Origin of the sequence: Methanocorpusculum petauri, from assembly GCF_026891975.1 — an archaeon.
Classification (GTDB): Archaea; Halobacteriota; Methanomicrobia; order Methanomicrobiales; family Methanocorpusculaceae; genus Methanocorpusculum; species Methanocorpusculum petauri.
Window position 1 is genome coordinate 1 of sequence record NZ_JAPTGB010000044.1, and the last position, 3,008, is coordinate 3,008.

Genomic DNA, 3,008 nt, shown 5'->3' on the forward strand with positions numbered 1-3,008 from the left:
GATTGAATCCTTATTTAGGAGGAATTACACTTGAAAAACACAAAGATTATGGCCGTATTGGTCGTTTTACTCGCAGCAGCACTCTTTATCGGTGCAGCATCTGCAGCAGACACCAAATATGTGGCCGCAAACCCGAACAACTTAGTTTCGGAAAATGATCTGGTTCAGGGAGGGGAGTATTATCTGAATTTTACTCCAACCATGGACCCGACTGGAAACACCTCCAGACTCCTGACCAAGGGAGCTAATCTGACCAGTGTATTTTTCCAGTACAATATTGACAAGACGCGGTATTTAGGTAGTACTGATACCGCTGGTAAAATAACTATCCCATCAGATGCTCAGACAGGAGTGTATGTTGGTACCGCGATGTTCAACCCGGTTAATTACATCATTAATGTAACAACCGATAAGGTTGAAGTGGTAACTTACCCAACATGGAATAAAGATGCTCTTAGCTCCTCGGGCGCTCAGGAATGGAACGTATCTCAGTCCACTACGAGCATTGCTCTCCGCATGCCGAATGACGCATACCTCCCAGTAGGTGCTCAGTTCACTCCAGTATCAAACACTGGTGCAGAGGGTATCATTACTGTACAGACAGCAAATGGTATCCCATATGTATCAACAGCTGGTGTAAAACCCGGTCAGTACAAATACACAACCGGAACTAATTCAGTTCAGGTTTATGTAAAAGTTGTTGCTCAGGGTGGAGGAGGATCCTCGACTGATCAGTTCTACAGGAATGTCTCCAGTGGGAAAGATGCATTTGTCTTTGAGCGCATCAATCTAACTGCGGCCCCAAAAGCATCTATGCTGACTCTCTATTCAGATGGAACGAATAAACAGGTCATTAATCAGATCGCTGGGACTTCAGGTAAGTTCTACCTCACTGAATCAGTAGTTGGTGGCCACTATGGTAACTACACGTATGATGGAGGTTACATCTACATCTGGTATCCAGAAATCAGTCTCGAAGCAGAGCTTGCGGGCTCTCCTGGTGACTCTGTTGACGGTAAGACCATCAACAAGAACACTGAAGTGAACTTCCTGATCAACTCACCGAAAGTTGCTCCAGTCTTCCTGAACACTACCACTGGGTACGAACAATCTGCAAAAGCAAAGGTTGTATTCACAACCCCTGTCGCAGGTAAAACCACCATCTTTGGAACCGGTGTCTTCACCGATGTTCCTCTGAAGGGAACGCAGACTGGAATGACTGCAGCTCCCACAGATGATGCAGTTGCAGGAACCTACACTGCTCAGGCAGAGTACATCAAGTTTGCCCTCAATAAGGACAATTATGATAAGGGTAAGGAAGTAACATACTCGATCTTTGCTGACTATGCAAAGAAATCCAACACAGTGAGCTTCACAGTCCAGAGCAGCACGCTGACCATTACAGCAGCAAAGGACTCTGTTGTCCGCAGTAATCCGTTCACGGTCACGATCAGCGGTGACAGCAAGAAGATTTACAAAGTTTTCATTGACAGTGCATCCACTTCTGAGATCAATCCGACTCTTCAGAATGGTCAGAGTGGATATCAGACTGCATCTGATAAAGCAAATGATGTAAAGTACACCTTGAATGGTGTTGAGTACAAGATCGGTGGAAACTTTGAGACTGATGCATCCGGTCAGAGAACTATCCAGTTCAATACCGCAGCAAACACCGAAGACAAGACCTACACCATCAAGGTTCAGGGATACCTGAATGGTGGCGATGTAACCAAAGACGCAAGCCTGGATGCTGGCGACTATGATACTGTAAAGGTCAAAGTTGAGAAAGGTGCAGTAACCATCTCCGCATCCGGTGACGGTTCCTACTACATTGGTGACGAAATTAAACTCACCGGTACTAACACTGACAGCAGCCTCATCTATCTGTTCCTTACCGGACAGAACCTTGACGACAATGGTATTGTCCTGAAAACCCTGCCGAACAAGTATCCGGCAATGTATGGCAATGCAAATCCTGTCTCTGTTAAGACCGACAACACGTGGGAGTACAAGTGGGATACCTCCAAGATCGCACTTGATACCGGTGCATACACCATCTATGCAACCAGCAGAATTACCAACGGAAAGTCTTCCAGCGATGTAACTGTTGCAACTGATGCAAACGGAAAATCTGTTGACCCATATGTTGCAGTCAAACTCTCTGACTCCGAGTATGCGACTGTTTCCGTTAATCTGAAACAGCCGTTCCTCTCTGCAGTCCCGTCGGGAACTATCGTTGCAAAAGGCGACAAGATCTACATCCGCGGTACCGCTGAGGGTGACCCGTCCACGCTGATGCTCTACATCTTCGGTCCGAACTTCTTCGAAGACCACTCCATCACTGTTGAAGATGATGGAACCTACGAAAAGAAGATTGAGATTCCATCCTCAATGTCTTCCAACCAGTACTTTGTCGTTGTTCAGCACCCGATGTACAATGGAGCATTCGATGCAGTCCTTGACAAGACAACCAAATCTCCTGAGTGGTACTTCCACACCAGCAATGTCAACACCGGTGGCGACGCCCAGGCATTCGTTGTGTGGGGTAGTTCAAACAAACTCCAAGGATCTCAGGCAGCAGATGCACTCACTAAGATGATTGACTCTGCAAACATTGATGATATCTACACGAAGCTGACGTTCACCGTTGCTGAACCCTGGATCAAGATCAACAACCCGGGAGACAAAGCAACTGGATCCAAGTTTACCATCTCTGGTACAACAAACCTCGCAGTTGATGATCAGATTCTCATCGAAGTGATGTCTTCCTCATTCACTGCAGTTGACAAAACCTCTACTTCCACCACCTCTGGTGTCTCTCAGACCACCAAGGTTGTTGCAGGTGAAGGTTCTGACAATACGTGGTCCGTCGATGTCGACACGACTAACTGGAAGCTTGACGAGTACACCATCAAGGTGAACGGAATTGAGGTCGATGTAACCACCACGACCAACTTCAACCTTGTCGAGAAGCTTCCGGACACCCCGAAGCCGACCGAGACCGGTGC

General features: G+C 47.0%; 1 protein-coding gene. It reads left to right on the forward strand.

The features are described 5' to 3' along the window. Nucleotides 1–30 precede the first annotated feature (30 nt). A partial coding sequence (locus O0S10_RS10390) for an MEMAR_RS02690 family S-layer glycoprotein (protein ID WP_268925812.1) occupies nt 31–3,008 on the forward strand: 2,978 nt, incomplete at its 3' end.